Raw genomic sequence first — 25,325 nt, 5'->3', positions numbered from 1 at the left:
TCTTTTCTCTTTGTCTTTTCCATTTTATGTGATGAGTGGGCATCGTAACGGTTCACCACGTAAACTGCGTAATGCTTCTTCAGCGGCTAAGCGCTGTAAGGTATCTACCGATGTATCAGAAAAAAACGCTGCATGTGGTGACATGATTAAATGAGGTGCTGTACGTAAAGGCGAGTCTGCTGGTAATGGCTCTTGTGCAAAGACATCGAGTCCTGCGCCTGAGATTTGTCCACTGAGCAAGGCTGTGGCTAATGCTGATTCATCAATCAGTCCACCTCTTGAGCAATTGATAATGATTGAACCTTGAGGCATTTTTGCCATCGCCTCAGCATCAATCAAATGACGTGTTGCTGGGGTCAGTGGAACATGTAGCGATAAAACATGGGCAGAAGAAATCACTTGATCCTGTGACATCAGGTGAACGCCTAGTGTTTTTGCTTGCGCTTCAGTGACATATGGGTCAAAGCCAATCATATGACAACCAAAGGCTGCGAGGCGTGAGGCATAAGCTTTCGCAATACGTCCCAGCCCGATTAAACCTACAGTGGTATTACGCAACGAACGAATACCTGTAACCATCTGGTCGATCTTCCATTCACCTGCGCGGATACCTTGGTCATACTGATTGAGTTTACGAGCCATCATCAAGGTCATGGCAGCCGCATGATCAGCGACTTCCTCAATACCATAATCTGGCACATTACATACCTGTATCCCAAGTTGTTTTGCGGCGACGAGATCAACATTATCGACACCAACGCCATAACGTACAATGGTTGCACCAGTTGCCATGGCCTGCATCACACGATGGGTCATTGGTGCAAAGTTGTTGAGTACTACATTTGCTCCTGCAACGGCTTGTACTGTTTCTGCTTCACTACGGCATTGAAATGCTGCAAAACTTGCCCCGGCAACTTGCGCAGCTGCTTGCTCATGTCGTGTATTGCCAAAGGCTTGATCAGTGACCACTAATTTCATTAGAGCACTCCTCGTTTTACTAAATTACGCATCAGTGCACGGGTTCCATAAGTCCATGGTTGTGCTTGATCAGCATAAACAACAGTGTTACGTAATGTGCCTAAAAGCGGAGTCGAGATTTCGACCACGTCACCTGGTTTATGGGTAAAGCCAGAACCTTGACCTTCTCGATCTTGTGTTGGCGCAAACATTGTGCCTAAAAATAACATAAAGCCATCTGGGTACTGATGCGAGTCATTGTAGGTTTGTGCGACCAGATGCGCGGGTTTACGACTGATTTCCGCCATATTGGAGTGTCCCGACATGCTGAAACCATCTTCTACACCAGTTACAGACATGTGAAGCGTGGCATTCTCAATATCGCTAAGGGTGAAATCTGAGTCAAATAGACGAATAAACGGGCCAATTGAACATGATGCGTTATTGTCTTTTGCCTTGCCGAGTAATAGCGCTGAACGACCTTCAACATCGCGTAGATTGACATCATTGCCCAGCGTCGCACCACGAATATTGCCTTGGCTATCCACCGCCAACACTATTTCTGGCTCAGGGTTGTTCCATGCTGAAATCCGATTAATTCCCACTTGTGCACCATAACCTACAGCAGACATGGGTTGTGACTTGGTGAATACTTCGGCATCTGGCCCAATCCCGACTTCGAGATATTGTGACCATAAACCTTCGGCGATCAAGGTCGCTTTAACTTCGGCTGCTTGCTCAGAACCCGCTTGAATATTCGATAAACTGCCGCCGATTAGTGTACCTATACGTTGACGTAATGCTTCGGCACGAGCAGGATCACCCGAGGTTCGTTCATCGATGACACGTTCAACCATACTTTTGGCAAAAGTAACCCCACATGCTTTTAAGGATTGAAAGTCACAGGGTGCAAGTAAGCAAGGACGATCTGCGTGGTAACCCATTTCGGTAGGATCAAGCACCAAATCTTCAACTCTTCCAAGTACTTCACCTGTGAGTTGGTCAAAACGACCAGCAGGATCATGGTCAAGAAAATCAGCCATTGAGATGACCGACTCGGTGACATCAATCATTATGTTGTCACGTAAGATGACAACCGATGGCCCTTTGTGAGGAAGCCAAACACGTCCAACCAATTTGGCGCTGTTGAGTGATGTGGGTAACATGGAGAATCCTTCCTTTGTTTATCATTTGCTCTATCTAGTAATACTACTTTTTAATTTTAGCTTTGGTCAAGTAGTGTATTGAGTATATGCAGAGATTATTCGCTTATATTAATAAATTATGTATTTACATAATTGTTTTTTAATTATAAATTATTTTATTTTTATTGTTGATTTTGATGTTTTTCCAAAGGGTTTTTAGATAATTTATAAATTATTCTTGCATAAAAATAGTATTACTATATATTTTAACAATGAATAACAAGATTACTCGCATAGGAAGGCGTGAAGTAAATGATGAAAAATAATGCTTTAGCTGAATCAATCGCTGTACTCGACAGTACTTTATATATCGACGGAAAATTTTCTAAAGGCAAAGGGTCTCGCTTGCCTGTGCTAAACCCTGCAACGGGTGAGGTGATTGGTCATATTGCTGCAGCAACAACGGATGAGATTGATGCGGCTGTTTCTGCTGCACGTCATGCATTTGCTTCATGGTCTAAGCTTGTGCCAAAAACGCGTGCGATCGCTTTGCATCGTTTAGGTGACCTTATTGCTGCGGATGCCTTAAATATGGCAATGATCATGACAGCGGAGCAAGGCAAACCTGTTAATGAAGCAAAAGGTGAAATTCTAAAACTCGCTGAAGCATGTCATTTTTATGCTGAAGAAGCCACGCGAGTGCATGGTGAAATTATTCCCAATGATCAACAAGGATTTCAAAGTTTAGTGGTACGTGAACCGATTGGAGTGGTTGCTGCAATTACACCGTGGAACTATCCCGCTGAGTTGGTGGGATGGAAATTATGTGCCAGCCTTGCTGCTGGATGTAGCATCGTTATTAAACCTGCTGAATTGACGCCATTTACTGCTTTGGCAATTGCACAAAAATGTCATGCAGCAGGTATTCCTGCAGGTGTAGTCAATGTATTGACAGGTAAAGGCTCACAAGTGGGGCAGGCACTGGTCGAGCATCCGCAAGTGGATAAAATTGCATTTACGGGCTCAAGTGCAGTGGGTTTACATATTCAACAAAGCTGCCCACAAGTGAAACGTCTGTCTTTAGAGTTGGGTGGCAATTGCCCAATGATTGTCACTGCGAGTGCCGATCTTGATGCAGCGGTCAAAGGTGCAGCACGTCGTAGCTTCCGTAATTGTGGACAAATCTGTATTGCGATTAATCGCATCTATGTGCATCGCGCAGTATATGAGGAGTTTGTTACTCAACTTGCAGCGGCAGCTGATGCATTGAGTGTCGATAATGGCTTGGAAAATCCAGCTGCTGATCTCGGCGCAATGGCATCTGCTGAACCTTTGGATAAAACGCGTATCCATCTCCAAGATGCTTTGGCTAAAGGCGCACGGTTAGTGGCTGGTGGTAAAGCACCAGAGGGGACTCAATATGCCAAAGGACATTTTTTTCGTCCAACTGTGATCGCGGATTGTAAGCATAGTATGCAAGTCATGAGCGAAGAAACGTTTGGTCCTTTGGTTGGGGTTGCGCCTTTTGATGATTTGGATGAGGCAATCAGCTATGCCAATGATACGCCTTATGGTTTAGCGGCTTATTGTTATGCTCAAAATTTGACAGAAATTCATCGGGTTTCAGCGGGTCTTGACTATGGCAATGTTGCGATCAATAACGTTGATGCTGGAATAATGAATGCTGCTTATGGTGGTCGTAAGCAGAGTGGTGTTGGCTACGAACATGGTCGTGAAGGATTGCTTGAATATTTTAATTTCAAACATATTCGTTTACACCACGGCGTGGAGAATTGATTTATGCAAGTACTTCTAGGGATAGATATAGGAACTTCAGGATGTAAGGCTTTATTGATCGATATTGAAGGAAAAGTTGTTTCAGCCGATATCGCAACTTATCCATTGTCTAGACATCGACCAGGTTGGACAGAGCAAGATCCTGAATTGTGGGTGGAGGGTGCACGTCAGGCTGTCGTAGGGGCATTGGCCAAAGCGCCTCCAGTGCAAATATTGTGTATTGGCTTGTCTGGGCAGATGCATGGTTTGGTTCCACTTGATGCTTCACAGCAAGTTTTACGCCCAGCCATTTTATGGAATGATCAACGTAATCAAGCTGAATGTGATGATATTGTCGTGGCTGCTGGTGGCTTAGATGGATTGCTTGCAGCAACCAATAACAGAATGTTGGTGGGCTATACCGGTGGCAAAATTCTTTGGATGCAACGCCATGAGCCTGAACTGTTTGCGCGTATGCGTAGCATGCTGAACCCGAAAGATTATTTGCGTTTACGTCTGACTGGGGTGATTGCCACTGAAGTTTCTGATGCTTCTGGCACAGGCTTGTTTGATGTGCGTGCACGACAATGGGCGATGGGCTTGATTGAAAAGATAGGAATTAACCCTGCAATACTCCCACCGGTATTTGAATCACAGGTGATTTCAGGACGCGTCTCAGCAGCAGGCGCAGCACTCTTCGGTCTTCCAGAAGGATTGCCTGTTGCGGGTGGGGGTGGAGATTCGGTAATTCAGACTTTTGGTTCTGGGGTGATTGAGCCGGGTGAATTGCAAACCACACTTGGTACAGGTGGGATCCTCGCTGCTGCCTTAGATACAGCACAAGAAAACCCGAAAGGTCGTTTGCAGGTTTTCTGCAATGTGGCTGCTGATAAATGGCATTGTATGGGTGTCTCCCTCAATGCTGGCAGTGCAATGAATTGGTTTCGTGAGAATTTTTGTCATATTGCTGACGGGCAACATCTTTCATTTGAACAAATTGTTGCCAAAGCAACAGCGAGTACGGCGGGTGCAAAGGGCTTATTGTTTTTACCTTATCTGTATGGCGAGCGTTGCCCACATGCCGACCCTAAAGCGCGTGGTGCACTTATCGGTCTCACTGCACGACATGACTGTGGTGATGTTGCTCGGTCTGTGATGGAAGGGGTGGTGCATGCCTTGGCGGATATGTATTCCTTAATGCAGCCATTAGGGATTGAAAAGCATGTGATTAAAGCTTCTGGGGGCGGCGCAAAGTCTACCCTTTGGCGACAAATCCAGGCCGATGTATTTGGTTGTGAGGTGGTGACGACCGATGGTGCTGCTGAAGGTGCCGCCTTTGGTGCTGCATTGGTTGCTGGCTTGGCAATGGGGGTTTGGCCCGATGCACAGAGTGCGATCAAAAACTTTCGGGCAATTTCTAGAGAACAGCCAAATTTGGCAGTCACTGAGGTGTATGCACAAGCGCATGAAATGTATCGCAGTCTCTATCCCGTATTGGGGCAAACGCTTACCGCGTTAAGTTCTCCAATTTTTGACCAATAATTCTCAGGAGTTTTTTATGACTGCTTATTCTGCATTTATCTTTGATTTAGATGGCACGCTGATTGATAGTGCGCCTGATATTGCGGAGGCTTTAAATATTGGCTTTGCTCAAAATGGTTGGCCCAAGCTTGAGGCGCATTTTGTTGAAAAATTTCTTGGCAATGGCCCACGTCGGCTGATTATCGATATTTTAGATGAATTGGATGTTGCCTATGACGAAGTAACATTACAGCAAACTCTACAATGTTACCAACAGGCGTATCTGGCCAATCCTGCGGGGCATACCCGAATTTTTCCACACGTACGTGAAGATCTTGAGGCGTTAAAATCGGCTGGGATAAAATTGGGCATTTGTACCAACAAAACCCATGCAATCACTGCTAAAGTGTTGCAGCAATTGGGCTTGTCTGAATTATTTGATGTGGCCTTGGGTGCGGATGCGGTACCTGCCTGTAAACCAGATCCAAAACATTTGTTGGCTGTGGCGGACGCGATGAATTTGGTTTCTGGTGGCTGGGCATATGTGGGCGATACACCCATTGATCAACAAGCTGCAGTGGGTGCCGATGTGCCTTTTTTTGTTGTACCTTGGGGCGGTGGCCCAGAAGTAGAAATTTCTGCCAAGCAACGTTTAAGTCGTTTGGCGGATTTATTACAAGTTTGATTTGATGTGCTGTCAAGTGGCGGCTAGGAGTGTAGTGGTATGACCGTCAGTTTGTTACAGCGGATTCTTCAAGAAAGTGAAAATATGCATCGTGCTGAACGACGTGTGGCTGATTTTGTGGTGACATCACCATCTGAAGTGATCCAGATGAGTATGGCGAGTCTGTCTGAAGTCTGTTCTGTCAGTGATCCAACCATTATGCGCTTTTGCCGCCGTTTTGGTTTTGAGGGTTATCAGGATTTAAAACTTCAGTTGGCGCAGAGCTTAGTGCCATCTGCACCATTTGCTTATGAGCAAATTATTCCCAATGACAGTATTGAAAATATTGTGCGGAAAACCTGTCGTAATTCACTGAATGCAATTCAGCGCTTGGCTGAAGATTTAGTGCCAGAGCAAATCACGGCTGGAGCAGGTTGCCTACAAGCGGCAAATTGGGTTGGCATTTATGCCACAGGAATGTCTGAAATTAATGCTGTGGATGCAGAACATAAATTTCAACGACTGGGTATCCGCTGTCAGGCCTTGCTTGGCACAAAGCACCAACGTATTCATGCCGATAGCGCCAGACCTGAAGAAGTTATTTTGATTTATTCGCAGTCTGGACATACACGTAAAATGGTTGAGATTGCAAGCATTGCCCGTAAACGTGGTGCAAAAGTGGTTTCGATTACGGCACATGATAGTCCATTGGCACAGATTTCAGATGTGCTGATTGCCGTGCAGCCTTATGAGCATACCGAGCTTATGACGCCGTTGGCTTCACGTCTGAACCATCATCTGGTGACCAATATGTTAGTCACTGCCATTGCAATCGCAAGTGGTAGTCAATTTCCTGATCAATTGCCGGCGCTTGATTTATGGCACACGGACAAGATTTGATCGATTAAAAAACAGCAGTGAAGCTGCGTAAGTAACAGGAGTACTGAATGAGTAATCAACAGGATGAGGCAAAAAAAGTAGCAGGACGCCGAGTAATTCAGGATTTTATCCATGATGGTATGAAATTGGGCTTAGGTTCTGGAACGACATCGCATTTTTTTGTTCGAGAGTTGGGTGCACACATCCGAGAACATGGATTAACCCTGACGTGTACCACCACTTCTCGTTCAACCATTGAGGTGGCACAACAGGTAGGGATTGAAATCACGGATCCCAATGAGATCGGTGAAATTGATCTGACCATTGATGGTCCAGATGAAGTTGATCACCAGTTTAATATGATCAAAGGCGGTGGTGCTTGTTTGCTTTGGGAGAAGATCATCGCACATGCTTCTAAACAAATGATCTGTATTTGTGATGAAACAAAGATTGTTGATTGTTTGGGTGGCTTTCCGCTTCCAGTTGAGGTGGTGCAATTTGCATGGAAGCAAACCTTAGCAATGGTTGAACGTGTACTTGCACAACATGGTATTGACAATATACGGATTGAACGTCGAATGCGTGATGGGCAACCCGTCGTGACAGACAGTGGTCATTTTATTCTAGACTGCCATTGTGGGCCAATAATCAAAGATCCATCACCATTAGAGATTGAGCTCAATCGAATTCCGGGTGTGGTCGAAAATGGTCTGTTTACCCGTGAAGCGGTGGGGATGGTGGTGGCGTGTTTTGATGGAACCTCTTACGTCAAAATGCGATAATATAGTAAAACTATATTTTGTTGTTATAAAACTAAAATCGATTTACCAGAATAAAATGGTTGATATTTCTCTTAAATATCCGTGTTTATTATATATTTAAGCTTTTATTGTTTAATTTTAAGTATCTATTTATTGTATCTAAAGATTATTTTTTAAATATTCTGTATGGGATGTTATTGACAGTTTAATTAAAAATGTAGTATTACTAGATTTAATAAATAAGGAATAAAGGAGATATTCCAATGACAAAATCAAATCAGGGCGGAATAACCCGCCGTAATCTATTTAAAAACGCAGTTGCAGCAGGTATAGGACTGAGTTTTGGGGGAGGGCTGATAGGATGTAGTCGTTCTACATCAACCGTAACTCGTCTTTCAATTCCATATTCCAATAAAAGTCTTGATTACTACTTTTTTGTGATTCAGGAAGAAGCGGTTAAACGTGCGGTGCAAGCTAACTCAGGCGAGTTTCAAGCCACCAATGCAAACTTTGACAGTACCCGTCAGCTTGAGCAGTGGCAGAGCTTACTCTTATCAAAACCATCGGCGATTATTTCAGATTCAATAGACAGTCAGGCGATTGTTTCTGCCATCCAGCGCTATAACCAGCAAAAAATTCCTGTCGGTATCATCGATACGCCTGCGGATGGTGGTGATGTCGCAATTACTGTGAGTTTTGATAATTTTCAAGGCGGTGTCATTGCTGCAGAGGAGATTGTAAGTCGTCTGGTCAAAAAGTACGGAAAGCCAAAAGGTAAAGTCTTGAATTGTTTTGGTGCTTTGGCTTCTGTGGCATGGCGTTTACGTAAAGAAGGCATGGATTCAGTTTTTGCGAAATACCCAGAAATTACCTATTTGTCTCGACCGACTGAAGGGCAACTGGAAAAAATGCTGGCTGTGACCTTATCTACATTATCTGAGCATCCTGATCTAGATGCTGTACATGCACCTTCAGATTCTCCTGCACGCGGTATTGCGACTGCATTGCAACAAAGAAATCGTTGGAAGAAGGTCGGTGAGGAAGGCCATGTTATTTTCGTGACGATTGATGGTGAGCCAATTGCTTTGAAATGGATTCAGGAAGGCTATATGGATGCATGTGTATCTCAAGACCCAATTGCTTATGGTGAGATTGCGGTTGAAATGCTAACCAAGCATTCATTGAAAAATGCAGAAGTGCCTTTGGGTGAATACCACAACACCAAGTATTTTTGGGAAAAAGGCGTCATCGTAAAAGGTAAAACAGGACCAACACTGATTATTCCTGCTTTTGTCATCAATAAGGATAATGCCAGTGATACAAGACATTGGGGGGCCGTGGCTGAGAAGGATTGGGGCATTCCCTATGCTTAATTCGTATTGAGTAAAGCAGACTTGTTCCAGTGATGACAAATAAGCAATGTTGAGAGAAAAAATGGGATTACATGAACGGAATATTGATAAGGCAATTAATGAGAAGATCCTAAGCATTGACAACGTGACCAAAAGTTATGGTGTGGTTCAAGCACTACGTGGTGTCACGGTTGAGATTTGTAAAGGTTCTATTCATGGCTTGCTGGGTGAAAACGGTGCAGGTAAATCCACATTGGTTGGCATCATTTCGGGACAAGTCACCCCCACATCTGGGCGAATTATTTTAAATGGTCGTGTACTTGAGCATGTTGATGTCAAAGCAATGGAAGCCGCTGGGGTTTTCTTGGTGACACAAGAGCCAATGATCATTGACAACATGACCGCAGAAGAAAACCTGATGCTGGGCATTTGGCCGAATAAAAAAGGCTTTATTGATTGGAAAACTTTGCGTGGCAATGCAAGTCGCATGCTTGAAGGAACCAATATCGATGCCAAAGCGCTAGCAGGGCATTTAAATGCGGTGGCACGACGTAAGTTAAATATTCTACGGGCGATGTTCTCTGGTGGTCGGGTGATTATTTTAGATGAGCCAACAGCGGCATTAACCGTTGCTGATCGCCGTCAGTTATTCGATTTTATGCATAAATTAAAAGCTACGGGGGTAACGTTTATCTTTATCTCACACTACAACGATGAAATTCTTGAAATTTGTGATGCGGTGACTGTATTACGTGATGGCAGTTTGGCAGGTGGTTCTGACAATGTGAGTAACATGAGTTCTGAACAACTGACTGAGTTGGTGATCGGGAGAGATCTTGCGCTTTTTCAACGGGAGCGATGTGATTACACCGGTCAAATCCCTGCTGTTTGTTTAAAAAATATATATGGCAAAGATTTGGCCTTGCAACAACTGAACATTGGTCCAGGCGAAGTGATTGGATTTACAGGTTTGCCTGGCGCAGGTGCCAAAGAAATTGCTCGGGCAATCTTTGGATTGCATCCTGCAAAAGGCTCAATCTCAATGCATGGCGAAGATGCGCAACCTTTAGCAACATCTCCACATGAAGCCTTTGATATGGGAATTGCTTATCTTTCTGATGATCGTCGTCATGATGGGGCGGTTGGACAGATGTCAATTGGATCGAATATTGCGCTTTCTTCTTTATCACAACGCTCAAAATTGGGATTTATAGATCAACAGGCAGAACATTCGGTGATTCAGCATTATTTTAACGCAATGGGGGTGAAAGCACCCAATGCTGAATATGCAGTGGATACATTGAGTGGTGGTAATCAACAAAAAGTGTGCTTGGGACGAGTGTTGGCAGCAAAGCCACGATTGCTGATGGTGGATGAACCTACACGTGGAATTGATATTGGGGTGAAACAAGATGTATTGCGCATCATTGATGAACTTAGTCGTGCTGGTGTTGCGGTCATCATTGTTTCAACTGATATGGACGAATTGGTCCGTGTGGTCGACCGGGTGTGTATTTTTGATCAAGGGACTGTAAAAGAAACATTGACGGGGCAGGAGATTACCGTCGACCGTCTACGTGCATCCGTTCAGGCGTGATGTCACGAGACAATAATAAGGATAGATGCAATGAGTAAGGAGAGATGCAATGGGTAATGAAATAGCAGCAGACAATAAGATCACCAACATTACAGCAAAGAAAAATACCCGCGAAATTTTAGGTTGGGTGCTCCACAACGTGGTCTGGATTTGGTTGATCGCTTTGGTCATCATTTTTGGTGCATTTAATGAATACTTTCTTACCGTGTTTAATTTGCAAAATATCATGGTGCAGGCAACCGTTTTAGGGCTTTTGGGTTTGGCTGTTGCATTGCCATTGTTGATTGCTGAAATCGATCTTTCAATTCCAGCAAATGCAGGTTTTCCGCTGCTGTGGGTGCACTTGCTTATTCTGATTGGGGATTACCTTGGTTTGCCGCGATTTTACTGGGCTTATTGGTCGGTACTTTTATTGGGTTCTTTAATGGTTGGTGTATCACCCAATTAAAAATGGTTGCGTTGATCCAGACCCTAGCAATGATGATCATCCTTCAAGGTGCACTTTTGGCCTTAACACAAGGCAAAACACTGAATAATTTTGCAGAAGCCTATACCTGGATTGGGCAAGCAACCCTCGGGACTTGGCCATTAATGCCAGTGGTATTTCTGATCATGTTGTTGATTATTGGTGTGATGTTGAAACATACCGTTTTAGGTCGTTCAATCTATGCTGTAGGTGGAAATCCTGCTGCTTCACTCTCTGCGGGAATCCGAGTGAAGCGTATCAAGATTATGACCTATACCATTTCTGGGTTTCTTGCTGCTCTTGCGGGATTCTTACTGGCTTCATGGCAAATGGCGATTACATCAAATCAAGGCTCAAGCTATCTACTCTATGCGATTGCGGCACCGATTATTGGTGGTGTCAGTGTATTTGGTGGGCGTGGCAATGTGAAAGGTGTATTGGGTGGTGTATTGCTACTCACGATCATTCAGGTCGGACTTGCAATTATCAATGTGCCTTCTTTTTATGTCGGAATGATTGGAGGAATCATGATTTTTATTGCAGTACTGATTGATGCTTTCCGTGTCCGTTATTTTGGTTAATTTACTCAACTTGATCGAGGAAAAAGCACAATGTCTTTTCAACCACATGGTCAGCACTTAATCGCAGGGAAGTGGATTGCGACTGATCAGACTTTTACCAATAACCCGATTGATGGTTCAGTATCTCGTTTTTCTGTCGGTCATCGTGAACTTGTCAATCAAGCGTGCCAAGCCGCAGAAGATGCTTTTTGCACTTATGGTTACTCAACGCTTGAGCAGCGCGCGACTTTTCTCAATGTCATTGCTGATGAAATCGAAGCTCGAGCAGATGCGATTACCCAGATTGGAACCCAAGAAACAGGGTTGCCCAAGGCTCGACTGGAAGGAGAACGTGGGCGTACTGTGGGGCAGCTGCGACTTTTTGCTGCACATATCTTGAAAGGTGAGTTTTTGGATCGCCGGCATGATGTTGCACTTGCGGATCGAAAGCCACTGCCACGTCCAGATATTCGTTTGATGCAACGCCCAATCGGTCCAGTTGCAGTATTTGGTGCATCAAATTTTCCGCTGGCATTTTCAACAGCAGGCGGGGATACAGCATCGGCATTGGCCGCAGGGTGTCCAGTTGTGGTTAAAGGGCATGAGGCACATCCAGGTACAGCGGAGATTGTTGCTGAAGCGATTCATGCTGCGATTGAAAAATGTGGACTGCACGCTGGAATATTTAGTTTAGTCCACGGTGGAGCATTAGATGTTGGTCAAAGCTTAGTACAACATCCGTTGATTAAAGCGGTTGGATTTACAGGTTCATTGCGTGGTGGACGTGCTTTATATGATCTTTGTGTTGCACGTCCAGAACCGATCCCGTTCTTTGGTGAACTGGGTTCTGTCAATCCAATGTTTATTTTGCCCAATGCGATTGCCAATCGTGGTGCTGAAATTGCCAAAGGCTGGGCTGAATCATTGACATTAGGCGCAGGTCAATTCTGCACCAATCCTGGGGTCGCCGTGTTGATCGAAGGTTTAGCAGCAGATGCATATATTCAAACTGTTGTAAAAACACTTGAATCTGTTCCAGCACAGGTTATGTTAACCGATGCGATTGCCGAGGCTTATCGTGAAGGGCAACAACGTTTGGCAAATACAGCAGATGTAAGTGAAGTCTTTAGTTCAAGCAGTGATTTGCGTAATGCGAGTCCTTATCTGTTTGTTACAACAGGCAAAGCATGGCTGGAGAATAAGACCTTAGAACAAGAAGTATTTGGACCACTGGGTTTAGTGGTTATTGTTAAAAATATCGATGAATTGATGCACGTGGCGAAGTCCCTTGAGGGGCAGATTACCTGTACGCTTCATCTTGATCAAGCAGATCATCACGTTGCAAGTCAATTACTGCCTGTGCTGGAACGTAAAGCAGGTCGTATTCTTGCAAATAGTTTCCCAACTGGGGTTGAGGTATGTGATGCCATGGTTCATGGCGGACCCTATCCAGCTTCAACAAACTTTGGTGCAAGCTCTGTAGGCACGCTGGCGATTCGTCGCTTTATGCGTCCTGTGTGTTATCAAAATATTGCGGAAGACTTACTTCCTGTGGATTTACGTTAAGTAAAAATTAAGCCTAATGTGCTTGAAAATAAAGGCAATGAGATGAATTAAAGGAGATGATTTTATCTCATTATTAAACTCTAAATCGAATTGAAATAAATATAACTTTAACGAGTGCGCTCTTTACTCCATCCAACTGAATGAATCAGAGGGATAAGGCAAACTCATGCTTAAAAAAGGAATTTAACATGAAAACAAACTTATGGATTGTTGGAACAGCGGTTTTTTTATTGTCGCAAATTGCATCTGCGATCGAATTTGGCGGCTATTTCCGTACGGGAATCGGTGCAACTGAAAATGGCAAAACACAAGAGTGTTTTCGACTCACGGGGGCGCCGACCAAGTATCGTCTTGGCAATGAATGTGAACAATACGGTGAGTTTTTTGCCCAACAAAACCTGATCAAATTAAAAGATAATTCCGAACTGAACATCAAAGGAATGCTTCAGTTCTATAACCAATATGGGCAAACATTAAGTTTTAATGACGACAATGGTTTTACCCGAATGAATCAAATTTATTTGGATTGGAGAAATATTTCCTATCTGAATGGGGCAAATCTCTGGGCAGGTAGGCGATTTTATCAACGTAATGACATTCACATGACTGATTTCTTTTATTGGAATCAGAGTGCTACTGGCTTCGGTATTGATGATTATAAAATCAATGACTTGTCCTTAAGTTATGTGTTTTCCCGAAAAGACAATGTATTTCAGGAAAAATATATCAATCGACATGATGTGACAGTCAAAGGGATTCCAATCGGATCTAAAAATACAATCAATACAGGTTTGTCATTGATTGATGCAGATGAGATGGGCTGGGCATTAACCGTGCAAAATGTCACGGCTGAGGTATTGAATGGTAAAAATACCGTGGCGCTACAATATGGTCAAGGCGCTGGAATCGGACTGAGTTATACCGGTAACCCTGAGTTGGATCGTGATACTTCTTCACTGCGCTTTCTTGAAATCTTGGATTGGAGCTCAGACAGTAAGAAATTCAATGGACAAGCTCAATTTATTTACCAAAAAGACCAACTAAAGAATCAACAAGATCGTGATTGGATTTCAGTAGGCTCTCGGGTGGCATATGTGGTTCAAGATCATTTTAAAATTTCCACAGAAATTGGCTATGACCAAATTAAGGCCAATGACCAAACCCGTAATCTGACCAAATTGACACTTGCACCAACCTGGTCGATAAAGGGCACAGGCTATTATGATCGCCCAGAACTGCGTCTTTATTATACCTATGCATTTTGGAACGATAATGAGCAAAAAATGCGTGATTTGGTGATGCCGAATAACAATTTTCAAAATGTGAATCGTGGTTCAAACTTTGGTGCTCAATTGGAATATTGGTGGTAAGGCTTTAATTGATTATTCAAAAATGAGTGGTCTTATAAGGTCGCTCATTTTAAAAAATGCGACTCAATTGAAAATATAACTCAATTAAAAATGACATCAACCATTGCAACACAACCCAGTGGAATAAGTCAGCAGCAGAAAGTCAAAAAAACCAACAACGGAAAACAACACCCAAGGAAGCAATCACAATGAAAGCATTGGTACTGGAAGAAAGAGACAAACTGCAAATTCGTGATATTGAGATCAATGAATATCTAAGCGCAACTGATGTACGCATTAAAATTGCCAAAGTGGGTATTTGTGGCAGTGACGTGCATTATTATCAGCATGGTCGAATTGGTGATTTTATTGTCAATGCACCAATGATTCTGGGTCATGAAGCGAGTGGGATCATTGTTGAAGTAGGTTCGGCAGTTCAACATTTAAGAATAGGCGATCGTGTATGTATGGAGCCTGGGGTTTTTGAGCCAAATTCTCCAGAAGCGATGCAGGGTTTGTATCATCTTGATCCGAATATTCAGTTTTGGGCAACACCGCCTGTACATGGTGTATTGCGTGAGTCTGTAGTTCATCCTGCAAACTTAACCTTTAAGGTACCAGATCATGTCAGCCTTGAAGAAGCGGTGTTGGTTGAACCTTTGGCCTCAGGTGTACATGTGGCTCGCAAAGTGGGTATTTCACCTGGAGATACTGCCGTGGTTACTGGTGCAGGGACGATTGGTGCTTTAATGGCATTGGCATTACTCGCATCAGGTTGTAGTCGAGTTATCATTACGGATGTAAAACAGCAAAAGTTGGATTTTTTAGTCCAGCATTATGGTGAGCGTTTAATTGTATGTAATGTCGCACATGAAGATTTAAAGTGCTTTGTGCAAAGGCACTTTGTTGGTGGTGTCGACCTATTTGTTGAGTGTAGTGGTCATGCAAGCGCAATTGCAGTAGCGCCAGATTGTCTAAAACCTGCGGGCAAGCTGGTTTTTGTTGGAATGCCACAACACGCTGTGCCGATGGATATTGTTGCCATGCAGGTCAAAGAGATTGAGACAATTTCAATTTTCCGTTATGCAAATGATTATGAGCGTTCTATTGCGCTGATCGCTTCTGGTCAAATTAATGTGAAGCCGTTAATTTCAAAAAAAATTCATTTTAATCAAAGTATTCAAGCATTTGAGTTGGCGGCATCGGCACATCCAGATGTGATTAAAATTATTATTGATTTTGATCTGTAATTTATTAATTATTAGTCACTTAGATATGTGAGGTGGGATATTTATATTTAAAAATGAAGCATTTAAAAATATGTACTCCCAGCCAACAGCGACATCCATGCCGCCCTATGGTAGGACAACCTATGATTCAAAAGTACAAAAAACGAATTAATAACCAATAGTTTCTAAAAGTTTATACAAAAATATATGCTTTATTTATGATCAATGACTAGATATAAATCACTTGTATGAATAATGCGTTGGTTTGACTATATTTATTACATTAATCAAATGAAAATTAAATAATAACCTTGGATGATACGATTTTAATTTTGTATTTATACCCTGACTTTTTTCATCATCATAAATAATAATTAAGCATTTAAGATAATGATTTTTTATTATTCAAGTGATTTTTATTTGTATGTTTAATTCAATTGAATTTACTAAAACCCTAAAAGAAAATACTTTATACATATCGGTCTTTATATTTGTCGTAATTTGTCAATGAATTCGTGGTGAAATGTCAATACGCATATTTCTAAATTTTATACTTTAACACTGTGTTGTGAATATTTATCAATAAAATTCCACAACTTTTATAACTTTAAGAAATGATTTAAATCAATACCAATCGATAAGACAGCACGAAGGATTTGTGAATCTTGGTATGTATTTTAGTTTGAGACGACGATATAGACCATGACAAGAAAATTTTTATAAATTGGAGTACGTATGCAAGATTTTACTTTATCCAAGTGGGCATTTTTAATTTCAACAGTAGTTTATTCAAGCTATTCTTTTGCGGGTTTTAATGTAAATCCAATTGTAGACAGCTATGAAAATAAAAATAGTCCTCAACCAATTGTGCTTGTACATGGCTTAGCTGGGGCAGAACATGTAAAGTTTTTAGGAAAATTTTCTATTTATGACTACTGGGGTTCAACATTAACTCAATTGGCTGAACAGTCCACACCAGCCATAGCAGTTTCTATAAGTCCTTTAAATAGCAATGAATATCGTGGTGAAGAATTAATCAAGCATTTACAGTATATTCAAACGACTTACTATCGTGATGACGTTAAATTTAATTTAGTAGGACATAGTCAAGGTGGACCGACATCCCGTTATGCGCTTGGGGTTAAACCTGAGTTGGTGTCCTCCATCGCGACTGTTGGTTCTCCACATCGGGGAAGTCCATTTGCTGATCAAAATATCCAAGAATATGAAGCAACTGGAAAATTAGATATTAGCAGTATGTTGCCTTATTCTTCGCTACAGTCTGTGTTGAATTTTTTGCAAAATATCATTTATAGACATGATTTTTTAAGTGCACTTCATAAAATTATAATTGATGGCAGATTAGATGAAAATGATATTAAAACCTTTAATGCCAACACCTCGTTCTGGGTGTGGGGCGGTGAGGGTGTTAGAAAATTACCAGATGAAGATTATCGTCGTAACAGTCTAAATTATATTAATTTGCTTGAAGGGATCCGAGCCAATAGTGCCAAAAGTATGCAAGATTTTAATACTTTATTCCCTGAAGGTATTCCCATTTCTGCTCAATGTCTAAAACAGACAGCTAATCCAAGCGATTATAATCTACCCAATACACCTGATCGATATTTTATCAAAGGATCCGATGGAAATTCCTATCCTATTTATATGACATCATGGACGGGAAAAATTGATGAAGTGGTAAATTTATTTCCCAACCAAGCACATGATGGTACGGTCTCGGTATGTAGTAGTCGTCTAGGAAACTTAAAAGGAATTTATAACTGGAAACATAGAGAACAGTCAGGAACATTTAGTAAATACGATGAATCATTCTCAGTTTCAGGCTGGCCTTGGAATTGGGGTTGGGTTCAAACACCGACGAAATGGGCAACAATTCCAAACCCAATTGATGTTTTAAAAGATCATGCAAATTATTTAAAGAAAAATAATATGTGATTGACTTTGGGCTATATTGATCTATAAAGAATAAATATAGCTTGATTTTATTTAAAACAAAAAATCAGGGATTTTAAATGAAAAAAAGTATTTTAGTTTCATCTTTTTTTCTAGTGGTTATTGTTTGTTTTCTATGGCTTGTGTTTAAGCCAATAGATAAACAGACAAATAACCAGGAGGATTTAAAGCCAGATCAAGCGACCGCTTTAAATATAGGTGATATAAAACCAAGCAGTGGTTTTATACCGATTGCGGTTGATGCGTTTGGAGGGAATATTTACTGTGAATTAAGTTTTGATGCAAATCAAACTTTTGTTTTAGACAATATGACCAAGGATTGTTTTGATAAGTTGTTAAAAATTAATCCAACTGAATCTGATCCTACCAATTTTGGTTTAAATTTTTTCAATAAGCTGTTGGTTGATCCGACTCAAAGTATCGTAAAGGATTTATGGATTAGGTATGTCAAATATACCGATCAGGTCATTTTAACCCATAAGGCACATTCGAAAAATCAAGTGAATTATATAAATGCGAAAAGACTGCTAGATGCGATTCGATCTATCCGAGCAAGATTTTTCACTCCCTTTGAGATAAAGGCATTATTTGGTGCAAGTGACAAAATTGAAGATTATGAGTTGGTTGTATTAAAAATAAATCAATCTACAGGGATGACAGATGATGAAATCGAACAGGAACTCAATACAGCGATAAGCAACCTGCCCGAAAAATCGAGAAAGGCCATAAAGTTTAATAAAGACTTTAACGATGTATCTCGTAAAGTTCAGGAAATAAAAAATAGAGGAGGTTCACAGGAAGAGATACGCAAGGAGCGGTTAAAAGTGTTTGGCCCTGAAGTGACCGAGCGGATGGAATCTGTTGATCAATCAAGAGCGCAATTTAAAAACCAAGCAGAAATATATATGCAAAAGCGAGGTGAAATTTTGCAGCGTGATTTAAATATGCTTGATCAGGAAAAATCAATTGAAGCGCTTAGAAAAGAAATTTTTAGTGACAGATATGATAAGCGGAGAATTATCAGTTTGGAAAAAATTTATGATACGGAAAAATCGCTAGATATTCTCAATTAATGCATGTGTATTCAATGAATCAATCTAGTTAATGGGACCGTAGAGAATAAATAAAGTTAGGTCTTATTTAGTATTTGTAATCTAGCCATAGTTTAAGGAGTAAAGTATGACAGCCAAAATTACACGACGAGAACTTATTCAAAAAAGCCTATTCGGTTTTGGTGCACTGTCTTTATCTGCGGGTTTTACGGGATGTAATGACAGTTCAGATCGAGAATCAACAACACTACAAGTCAATTTTGAACATGGAGTTGCCAGTGGAGACCCTTTACAAGATCGCGTGATTTTATGGACACGCTTAACGCCCAATGATAGCAGCGCACGTTTGCAAGTGACTTGGGAAATTGCTTTAGATGATCAATTCAAGCAAATCATTAAAACAGACAAAGTCACCACAGCAAAAGCACAAGACTTCACGGTGAAAGTTGATGCTACAAACTTAAAACCAGATCAACGCTATTTCTATCGTTTTAGCTTTGGCAATAAATTTTCACCAGTTGGACAAACCAAAACACTACCAATCAATCCGACCAAGGTCAGTTTTGCGGTATGTTCTTGCGCGAATTATCCAGCAGGGTATTTCTATGTTTATCGTGAAATGGCCAAGCAAGATGTTGATGTGGTAATTCATTTGGGTGACTATATTTATGAATATGGTCAAGGTGGTTATGCAACAGAAGATGCTGTGAAGTTAGGACGCACTTTGGCTGCGGACAATAATCAAGAAATTATCAAGTTAGATGATTATCGCAAACGCTATGCGTTATATCGTAAAGACAAAGATTTACAAACATTGCATCACCGTCACCCATTTATTGTGATTTGGGATGATCATGAGTTGGCAAATGATACATGGCGAGATGGTGCTGAAAATCACCAAGCCAATGAAGGGTCTTTCCTCGATCGTAAACTTGCAGCATTACAAGCGTACTTTGAATGGATGCCGATTCGTCCTATTTCCGCAAATGATCATCTCAATATTTATCGCCAGTTTGACTTTGGTACACTGGTGCAATTGACCATGTTAGATACCCGTATCCTTGCCAGAGATAAGCAACTGGAATATACCGATTATATCACCGCTTCTGGTATGGATTTTCAACGTTTTCAGACTGACTTAACCAATCAGAATCGAACCTTGATGGGGTATACCCAACGTGAATGGTTACAGCAAAAGTTGGCTCAATCCAAGGCAACGTGGAATGTATTGGGTCAGCAAGTGTTGATGGGTAAGATATTAATCCCTGCTGAATTACTGGTACCGTTGAGTGCAGTTCTGAGTGGAAACGCAACTCAAGAGGTTTTAAATCAAATCAATACGATGATCATGGAGTTAGTGCAACTGAAAATGCGTGTGCTACAGGGCGATCCAACATTGACCGCAATTGAAAAGGCACGTTTAACTACTGTCGCACCTTATAATTTAGATGCTTGGGATGGTTATTATGTTGAACGTGAAATTCTGTATAACACTTTAAAAGCATTGAACAAGAAGGTCGTAGTGCTGGCAGGGGATACCCATAATGCATGGTCATCAGAGTTGTATAGTCAGGCGGGTGATTTTGTCGGTGTCGAGCTGGCGACAAGTTCAGTGTCATCGCCGGGAATTGAAAAGTATCTCAATATTCCAGTGGAACAGTTACAGCAGTTTGAAATGGCGTTTACCACACTGATTGATGAGTTGGATTATACCAATCTAAATCAACGTGGTTATCTAAATGTCAGCTTTACTGCAACGCAGGTTCAAGCGGACTGGATCTATGTCGATACCATTAAAGAGCCGCAATATACTGTGGATACAAAACGTGGGCATCAAGTGGTGTTGAATAATCAATTGGTCAATACCCGTTTGATTAAGAAAACTGCTTAATAAAAGCCTATTTAATTTTATATCGCCTGACTACTGAAGAAGATTTAGATGCTATTGCTATCGCGTCATTTCTTCAGTAGTGCAGGGTTTAGCTGTCTTTGTACACATAATGAAATAACACAAGAATATCAGGAGTAAAAAACCATGGCTGGATTATCGATTTGGCACGTACTTATTTTTGCAATTGTGGTGATCTTACTTTTTGGCACATCTAAATTAAAAAATTTAGGTAAAGATGTCGGCGGTGCGGTGAAGGATTTTAAAAAATCAATTCAAGATGATGAAACAACCGTTGCTGCACTGAATGAACCAAGAACACAGGAACATCAAAATAGTAATACTGATGTGAACTCTACGGTAAAGTACTAAAACTGGAGAACTAACACATGCTTGATGTCGGATTTTCTGAATTATTGGTTTTTGGGATTATTGCGCTGTTGGTGTTAGGGCCAGATAAACTCCCTGAAGCTGCGCGTTTTGTTGCGAAATGGTACAGTAAATTGAAACGTCTCATCAGCAATGTTCAGAACGACATTGACCGTGAATTACGCTTATCCGAATTGCGCGAACAGATGCAGAATGAGATGCAGCGCATTCAAGAATTAGAGCAAAAAATGCAGGCGCAGATGCATGAGCTACAGCAATTATCGGCTATGCCTGGAGATGCTACACAACAAGAGCAAGCGCTAGCGCTATTAAAGAAACAGCAATTAGATAAACAGCAATTAGAACAACCGCAATTAAAAGAACAGCAAATAGCCCAGCTGAGGGTGAAGCAGATTTATCAACCTGTCTCACGTGATATTCCTACTGTCTATTTGCCAAGTATTTGGCTAAAACAGGCTAAATCTAATGATGACAAACTCAGCATTGTTCCTGTTCATTCCAAATCAATATCGCAATTGAAGGTGGCCGTATGACGTCAATGATACCGCAGCTGCAAGAGCAAGCTTCTGAAGAAGCGACTCAGCTTGAAGCAATGCCGATCACCCGACATTTGATGCTGTTGCGCCAGCATCTGTTTAAAATTATTGGGGTATTAATTGTGCTTTTTTTCTGTTTGTTGCCATTTGCAAACAGAACTTATTCAATGCTATCTGAACCACTACGTGCCCAATTACCTGCCAGTTCGACTATGATTGCTACAGATGTAACTGCAACATTTATGGCACCTTTTAAACTGAATTTCTTTATTGCGCTAATGCTGGCGATGCCTTTTATTATTTATCAGATTTGGGCATTTATTAAACCTGCGTTGTATGAAAAAGAAAAGAATCTGGCATTCCCATTGTTATTGAGCAGTATTTGCTTGTTTTATTCAGGAATTGCCTTTGCCTATTTTATTGCCTTACCTTCGATTCTGCATTTTTTTATCAGTGTTTCACCTGATACCGTTGCGCCAATGACGGACATTAACAGTTACTTAAGTTTTTGTTTAAAACTCTTTTTGGTGTTTGGGGTCACTTTTGAAATTCCAATTATTACACTGGTACTGATTTTAATCGGTTTGGTCAGCACGCAAACGCTGGTGGAAAAAAGACGCTTTATTATTGTGGGCTGTTTTTTTATTGCGATGTTTGTCACGCCACCAGATGCTATTTCGATGATCATGCTGGCAATTCCAATGTGGATGTTGTTTGAATTGGGATTGGTATTTGGCAAGATGATTGAAAAACGTAAACGTGTATAAGCACTGATTTTTAGCGAAAGTGGTTAAGTGTTGCTTTGTTCTATTCAACCTTTCTTTTTTAAAGCAGGCAAATTTATATTAAAGTGTATAAATTCGCCATATCTCTAGATTTTAACCCATCTTTGTCTCATGGGTGAGTACGTAATACTGTTCTAAACCCCACATGCGTTGCAGCCAAATCAAACTCTTGCGGATAACGACTACTATTTCGATAACGAGAGCAATAACTAGAAGCACATAAGAAAGAACCACCTTTAATCACATATTGGGTTGCTGCGATGCTTTGCTGACGCAGATCCGTATAATTTCCCATATGTTGATCATGCGCACCTTGATATACAGAAGAGGTCCATTCCCAAACATTACCAATCATATCGAACAATTGGAACGCATTGGCAGGGTAGCAGCCGACAGGTGCCACATCTGCAAAATGGTCTTCAACAGAATTATGCAATGGAAATTCGCCTTGCCAGTAATTGGCTTGTGGATGTTGATGGGCATCCTGAGGCGCTTGATGCAGTGGCGTATCGATTTTTGAGCCCGCCTTTGCAGCATATTCCCATTCTGGTTCGGTAGGTAAATCTCGTCCTAACCAAACTGCATAATGTTCAGCATCATTTTTGGTCACATAGCGAACAGGTTCAGCAGGGCGTGGAGCTTGACCCGAAGCGCCATTAGGCGTTTTCCAAGTGTAATCAGATTTGAGTTGCCACCACTGATTAGGCTGATTGGCATCTGGTGAAAATACAGCCGCCTGTTTCTGTTGCTCTGCATCGGTTATATAGCCTGTGGCTTTTACAAAACTGCTAAATTGCGCCACAGTCACTTCGGTTTGATCGATCCAGAAACCCTCAACTTGACGTTGTTTTTGCCCAAAATTAAGTTCATCGGGATAGGCTTTATCGGAGCCGAGCTGAAATGAGCCTTTGGCAATCCAAACCATCCCCGCTGTTGGCTTTTTTTGCCATGCATCAGGTAAACCTGAATAGTGTTCGCATTGCTGCAATGAACCAAGCGGTGTAGAAGCTTTGCTGGTTTGTTTGGGAGAATGATGCGAGTCGGTCGTAACCTTATTGCAGCCTGTTACAAGGAACAGGCTACACAGTGCAATTAAAAGAGGGCTAAACTTCATTGAATGTTGTATTCCTTGACTCCATTTTGTTGGGTGTATTTGTTATATACATCAAGCAGTTCTTGTAGTTTTGCTGGGTTATTTTGTGCAAGGTTTTGGGTTTCACCACGGTCATTTTTTAAGTTATATAATTCCCAAGTTCCCGTTCCTAGCTCTGCTTTACCTTGTAAAGCAATTTTCCATTCGCCTTGACGCGCATATTTACTGCCATGCAATTCATCAGCAAAACTAAAGTTTACAGGGCGAATCGTCTGCGCTTTATTTTCAAGCACCGATTTCCAAGAGTAGCCACTTGGGGTATTAATCTGACGGCCTTTATATTGACCTTGTGGGACGGCAATATTGGCATAATCTAAAACGGTTGGGAAAACATCGAGCACTGAAGCAAAACCATGATAGGTTGCTTGCGCTTTGTTTTGATGAGGAAGTTTAACAATGGCTGGTGCTGTGGTTGCACCTTCACCTGCAGTATCTTTCCATAAATGGAAAGGCGCAGCACTGACTTCAGCCCAACGCGGACCGACATAGTGATAAGAACTGGATGTACCGACATTACTCACCCGATTATCAAAACCTGATTCGGCTCCATAATTACCACGGATAAAGCCTTCAGCCCCATTATCTGAAACAAAGAAAATTAAAGTATTGTCGTATAAGTTATTGCGTTTTAAATACTCAATCACGCGTCCAATATTGGCATCAAGGTTTTCAACCATTCCCGCATAGATTTCCATTCTGCGTGCTTCTAATACTTTTTGCTCAGGGGAAAGTTCATTCCATTTGCCATATTTTTGTGGTGCATTTTGTGTCGCAATCGGTTCGGCTGCAGTAAAGTTGGCTGGAATTAGACCAAGTTGTTTTTGGCGGGCAATACGACCATTACGAATCACATCATAACCAGCATCGTACACGCCACGATAACGGTCACGATATTCAGCTGGGGCTTGTAATGGCCAATGAGGTGCTGTGTAGGCAGCATAGGCAAAGAATGGTTTGCCTGAATTTTTTCCTGACTCTAAATAGCTAATTAATTTATCGGTGAAATAATTGGTTGAGAAGAAATCATCGGGTAATGCTGAAATTGGAACAACTTTGCCATCCTCTGTATAGGTGGCATTACGTTTGTAGGCACTAGGCGCTTGTTTAAAGTGTAAATCTAAACCTTGTAATAGCGTAAATGAGTGATCGAAGCCTTTTACATGTGCGTTGGTTTCAGCGGTTAAACCGAGGTGCCATTTTCCGCTGATATAGGTTCGGTAGCCATTATCTTTAAGCACTTCTGCAATTGAGAGTGAGCGCTCATTTAAGTAGCCCTCATAACCCGGCTGGCCTTTTAAGTGAGCGGGGGTGAGCTCAGCCATAGCCCCAATGCCAGCTAAGTGATGGTCTGTCCCCGAAATTAATTGTGAACGCGTCGGTGAGCAGGTCGGGGCAGTATGGTAGTCCGTTAAAATCCGACCTTCTTTGGTCAGTGCGTCAATATTTGGGGTGTGTATTTCTCCACCAAAAGCGCCTAAATCCGAATAACCTAAATCATCTGCCATGATAAATAAAATGTTTGGTTGTTTCTTGGTTTCCACCACAGTATTTGAATGGTCGGAATCATTATTATTACATGCTGAAATTGAAAGGCTGAATAATGCAATGGAAAGTGTTGTAAGCAGATTTTTATGAGACATACGTGTCGACTTGGTTTTCTAAAAAATTAGGCTGAGTTTAGAGCGTTAATTTTTATGGTAAAAATAATTAAAATTTGATTGT

The 25,325-nt window shown here is 41.5% G+C and carries 22 protein-coding genes; 18 read left to right on the top strand and 4 right to left on the bottom strand.

Annotated elements, in window-relative coordinates; genetic code table 11:
• Positions 1-24: 24 nt before the first annotated feature.
• Together L3V46_RS13405 and L3V46_RS13400 are read right to left on the bottom strand one after the other, a co-directional pair.
• Positions 25-978 carry a C-terminal binding protein gene (locus L3V46_RS13405; protein WP_239045963.1) on the bottom strand — a complete coding sequence of 318 codons (954 nt, stop codon included), beginning with the start codon at positions 976-978 and terminating at the stop codon, positions 25-27.
• Entirely contained in the window at positions 978-2,123 is a 1,146-nt protein-coding gene (locus tag L3V46_RS13400; protein WP_239045962.1) for a fumarylacetoacetate hydrolase family protein, read from the bottom strand. Before L3V46_RS13400 ends, L3V46_RS13405 begins: the two co-directional genes overlap by 1 nt.
• 291 nt (positions 2,124-2,414) lie before the next feature.
• Between L3V46_RS13400 and L3V46_RS13395 the strand changes: the two genes are divergently transcribed.
• The 18 genes from L3V46_RS13395 to tatC all read left to right on the top strand — a co-directional run bounded on the left by L3V46_RS13395 (position 2,415) and on the right by tatC (position 22,432).
• Positions 2,415-3,899, top strand: coding sequence for an NAD-dependent succinate-semialdehyde dehydrogenase (locus L3V46_RS13395; RefSeq protein WP_239045961.1), 1,485 nt, complete (start codon positions 2,415-2,417; stop codon positions 3,897-3,899).
• Positions 3,900-3,902: 3 nt separating this feature from the next.
• Positions 3,903-5,420 (top strand): xylulokinase, encoded by a 1,518-nt coding sequence (gene xylB, locus L3V46_RS13390; RefSeq protein WP_239045960.1) that lies wholly within the window; start codon positions 3,903-3,905, stop codon positions 5,418-5,420.
• A gap of 16 nt (positions 5,421-5,436) precedes the next feature.
• A complete protein-coding gene (locus tag L3V46_RS13385; protein WP_004721514.1) occupies positions 5,437-6,084 on the top strand; it encodes an HAD-IA family hydrolase in 648 nt (215 codons plus the stop codon).
• Positions 6,085-6,123: 39 nt separating this feature from the next.
• The gene (locus tag L3V46_RS13380) at positions 6,124-6,963 is read left to right on the top strand and encodes a MurR/RpiR family transcriptional regulator (protein WP_004721513.1); all 840 of its coding nucleotides are present in this window, start codon (positions 6,124-6,126) and stop codon (positions 6,961-6,963) included.
• A gap of 47 nt (positions 6,964-7,010) precedes the next feature.
• Positions 7,011-7,724, top strand: coding sequence for a ribose 5-phosphate isomerase A (rpiA, locus tag L3V46_RS13375; protein ID WP_239045959.1), 714 nt, complete (start codon positions 7,011-7,013; stop codon positions 7,722-7,724).
• A 242-nt stretch (positions 7,725-7,966) separates the two neighbouring features.
• The gene (locus tag L3V46_RS13370; protein ID WP_239045958.1) at positions 7,967-9,076 is read left to right on the top strand and encodes a sugar ABC transporter substrate-binding protein; all 1,110 of its coding nucleotides are present in this window, start codon (positions 7,967-7,969) and stop codon (positions 9,074-9,076) included.
• A gap of 46 nt (positions 9,077-9,122) precedes the next feature.
• Entirely contained in the window at positions 9,123-10,652 is a 1,530-nt protein-coding gene (locus L3V46_RS13365; RefSeq protein ID WP_239045957.1) for a sugar ABC transporter ATP-binding protein, read from the top strand.
• 49 nt (positions 10,653-10,701) lie between these two features.
• Positions 10,702-11,100 carry a hypothetical protein gene (locus tag L3V46_RS13360; RefSeq protein WP_239045956.1) on the top strand — a complete coding sequence of 133 codons (399 nt, stop codon included), beginning with the start codon at positions 10,702-10,704 and terminating at the stop codon, positions 11,098-11,100.
• A complete protein-coding gene (locus L3V46_RS13355; protein ID WP_239045955.1) occupies positions 10,986-11,699 on the top strand; it encodes an ABC transporter permease in 714 nt (237 codons plus the stop codon). The genes L3V46_RS13360 and L3V46_RS13355 overlap by 115 nt, the downstream gene beginning before the upstream one ends.
• A gap of 30 nt (positions 11,700-11,729) precedes the next feature.
• Positions 11,730-13,244, top strand: coding sequence for an aldehyde dehydrogenase (NADP(+)) (locus tag L3V46_RS13350; protein ID WP_239045954.1), 1,515 nt, complete (start codon positions 11,730-11,732; stop codon positions 13,242-13,244).
• 188 nt (positions 13,245-13,432) lie between these two features.
• Positions 13,433-14,614: a carbohydrate porin gene (locus L3V46_RS13345; protein ID WP_239045953.1), complete on the top strand. Its 1,182-nt coding sequence runs from the start codon at positions 13,433-13,435 to the stop codon at positions 14,612-14,614.
• A gap of 188 nt (positions 14,615-14,802) precedes the next feature.
• Positions 14,803-15,843, top strand: a complete 1,041-nt coding sequence (locus L3V46_RS13340; protein ID WP_239045952.1) for an NAD(P)-dependent alcohol dehydrogenase — start codon at positions 14,803-14,805, stop codon at positions 15,841-15,843.
• 714 nt (positions 15,844-16,557) lie between these two features.
• Positions 16,558-17,781: an alpha/beta fold hydrolase gene (locus L3V46_RS13335; RefSeq protein ID WP_151803371.1), complete on the top strand. Its 1,224-nt coding sequence runs from the start codon at positions 16,558-16,560 to the stop codon at positions 17,779-17,781.
• Between the two features lie 77 nt (positions 17,782-17,858).
• A complete protein-coding gene (locus tag L3V46_RS13330; RefSeq protein ID WP_239045951.1) occupies positions 17,859-18,872 on the top strand; it encodes a lipase secretion chaperone in 1,014 nt (337 codons plus the stop codon).
• Between the two features lie 106 nt (positions 18,873-18,978).
• Positions 18,979-20,742 carry an alkaline phosphatase D family protein gene (locus tag L3V46_RS13325; protein WP_239045950.1) on the top strand — a complete coding sequence of 588 codons (1,764 nt, stop codon included), beginning with the start codon at positions 18,979-18,981 and terminating at the stop codon, positions 20,740-20,742.
• Between the two features lie 144 nt (positions 20,743-20,886).
• A complete protein-coding gene (tatA, locus tag L3V46_RS13320; protein WP_239045949.1) occupies positions 20,887-21,111 on the top strand; it encodes a Sec-independent protein translocase subunit TatA in 225 nt (74 codons plus the stop codon).
• Positions 21,112-21,128: 17 nt separating this feature from the next.
• Positions 21,129-21,662, top strand: a complete 534-nt coding sequence (tatB, locus tag L3V46_RS13315) for a Sec-independent protein translocase protein TatB (RefSeq protein WP_239045948.1) — start codon at positions 21,129-21,131, stop codon at positions 21,660-21,662.
• Positions 21,659-22,432, top strand: coding sequence for a twin-arginine translocase subunit TatC (gene tatC, locus L3V46_RS13310; protein ID WP_239045947.1), 774 nt, complete (start codon positions 21,659-21,661; stop codon positions 22,430-22,432). The genes tatB and tatC overlap by 4 nt, the downstream gene beginning before the upstream one ends.
• A 127-nt stretch (positions 22,433-22,559) precedes the next feature.
• Here the strand turns inward: tatC and L3V46_RS13305 are convergent, their stop codons facing one another.
• On the bottom strand, positions 22,560-23,564 hold the full coding sequence (locus tag L3V46_RS13305; protein ID WP_239045946.1) for an SUMF1/EgtB/PvdO family nonheme iron enzyme: 1,005 nt from the start codon (positions 23,562-23,564) through the stop codon (positions 22,560-22,562).
• Complete coding sequence (locus L3V46_RS13300) at positions 23,561-25,243, bottom strand: arylsulfatase (protein ID WP_239045945.1); 1,683 nt, start codon at positions 25,241-25,243, stop codon at positions 23,561-23,563. Before L3V46_RS13300 ends, L3V46_RS13305 begins: the two co-directional genes overlap by 4 nt.
• Positions 25,244-25,325: the final 82 nt, after the last annotated feature.

It is taken from the genome of Acinetobacter sp. AG3 (assembly GCF_022343575.1).
In the GTDB taxonomy this organism is placed as follows: domain Bacteria; phylum Pseudomonadota; class Gammaproteobacteria; order Pseudomonadales; family Moraxellaceae; genus Acinetobacter; species Acinetobacter guillouiae.
This window is presented reverse-complemented; position numbering and strand designations above follow the sequence as displayed.

Bases quoted from the DNA above. Each gene is read 5' to 3' on its own strand.
- L3V46_RS13350 (WP_239045954.1), top strand. From the start codon at position 11,730: ATGTCTTTTCAACCACATGGTCAGCACTTAATCGCAGGGAAGTGGATT.
- L3V46_RS13330 (WP_239045951.1), top strand. From the start codon at position 17,859: ATGAAAAAAAGTATTTTAGTTTCATCTTTTTTTCTAGTGGTTATTGTT.
- tatA (WP_239045949.1), top strand. From the start codon at position 20,887: ATGGCTGGATTATCGATTTGGCACGTACTTATTTTTGCAATTGTGGTG.
- tatC (WP_239045947.1), top strand. From the start codon at position 21,659: ATGACGTCAATGATACCGCAGCTGCAAGAGCAAGCTTCTGAAGAAGCG.
- L3V46_RS13380 (WP_004721513.1), top strand. From the start codon at position 6,124: ATGACCGTCAGTTTGTTACAGCGGATTCTTCAAGAAAGTGAAAATATG.
- L3V46_RS13300 (WP_239045945.1), bottom strand. From the start codon at position 25,243: ATGTCTCATAAAAATCTGCTTACAACACTTTCCATTGCATTATTCAGC.
- L3V46_RS13405 (WP_239045963.1), bottom strand. From the start codon at position 978: ATGAAATTAGTGGTCACTGATCAAGCCTTTGGCAATACACGACATGAG.
- L3V46_RS13340 (WP_239045952.1), top strand. From the start codon at position 14,803: ATGAAAGCATTGGTACTGGAAGAAAGAGACAAACTGCAAATTCGTGAT.
- L3V46_RS13385 (WP_004721514.1), top strand. From the start codon at position 5,437: ATGACTGCTTATTCTGCATTTATCTTTGATTTAGATGGCACGCTGATT.
- L3V46_RS13335 (WP_151803371.1), top strand. From the start codon at position 16,558: ATGCAAGATTTTACTTTATCCAAGTGGGCATTTTTAATTTCAACAGTA.
- L3V46_RS13360 (WP_239045956.1), top strand. From the start codon at position 10,702: ATGGGTAATGAAATAGCAGCAGACAATAAGATCACCAACATTACAGCA.
- L3V46_RS13325 (WP_239045950.1), top strand. From the start codon at position 18,979: ATGACAGCCAAAATTACACGACGAGAACTTATTCAAAAAAGCCTATTC.
- L3V46_RS13395 (WP_239045961.1), top strand. From the start codon at position 2,415: ATGATGAAAAATAATGCTTTAGCTGAATCAATCGCTGTACTCGACAGT.
- L3V46_RS13365 (WP_239045957.1), top strand. From the start codon at position 9,123: ATGTTGAGAGAAAAAATGGGATTACATGAACGGAATATTGATAAGGCA.
- tatB (WP_239045948.1), top strand. From the start codon at position 21,129: ATGCTTGATGTCGGATTTTCTGAATTATTGGTTTTTGGGATTATTGCG.
- L3V46_RS13400 (WP_239045962.1), bottom strand. From the start codon at position 2,123: ATGTTACCCACATCACTCAACAGCGCCAAATTGGTTGGACGTGTTTGG.
- L3V46_RS13370 (WP_239045958.1), top strand. From the start codon at position 7,967: ATGACAAAATCAAATCAGGGCGGAATAACCCGCCGTAATCTATTTAAA.
- rpiA (WP_239045959.1), top strand. From the start codon at position 7,011: ATGAGTAATCAACAGGATGAGGCAAAAAAAGTAGCAGGACGCCGAGTA.
- L3V46_RS13345 (WP_239045953.1), top strand. From the start codon at position 13,433: ATGAAAACAAACTTATGGATTGTTGGAACAGCGGTTTTTTTATTGTCG.
- L3V46_RS13305 (WP_239045946.1), bottom strand. From the start codon at position 23,564: ATGAAGTTTAGCCCTCTTTTAATTGCACTGTGTAGCCTGTTCCTTGTA.
- xylB (WP_239045960.1), top strand. From the start codon at position 3,903: ATGCAAGTACTTCTAGGGATAGATATAGGAACTTCAGGATGTAAGGCT.